Origin of the sequence: Streptomyces millisiae, from assembly GCF_031845425.1 — a bacterium.
GTDB lineage: Bacteria > Actinomycetota > Actinomycetes > Streptomycetales > Streptomycetaceae > Streptomyces > Streptomyces millisiae.
On sequence record NZ_JAVREM010000398.1, the window covers coordinates 1 to 402 of the forward strand.

At 66.9% G+C, this 402-nt stretch carries 1 pseudogene; it reads left to right on the top strand.

Features of this window, described 5'->3' with window-relative positions:
• Positions 1-173 precede the first annotated feature (173 nt).
• Positions 174-402, top strand: a pseudogene (locus tag RNC47_RS37270) (ABC transporter substrate-binding protein); the annotation flags it as partial.

Here is a 402-nt window from a genome sequence, read left to right on the forward strand (position 1 = left end):
GTTTCGATGCAAGGTCGTTATCTACCACAACCCCTGAATAGTGGGCTTTCCTCTTCCTGCCCTCTTGTGGCACTGGACATGGGACGTTAACTTTCCCGACACCTGGCCCGGGCGAACTGGTGCCAGCTTGTATGAACAAGTGGCCCTCACGCTTCGCTTCTGGGAGACCTACCGTGCGCAGAGCCCGACCCCGCCCCCGTATCCGCTCCAACAGCCGTGCCGTCGCCGCCCTCGCCCTCTCCACCGCGGCCCTCACCGCCCTCACCGCCTGCGGTGCCGCGCCCGTGGAGACGGCCGAGACCGGGGCGAAGGGCGTGAAGTTCACCGAGGCCACCTCGGTCGCCGACTTCGGCGGGCTCGACGAGCTGGTCGCCGCCGACGAGAAGGAGGGCGTGCTCAACG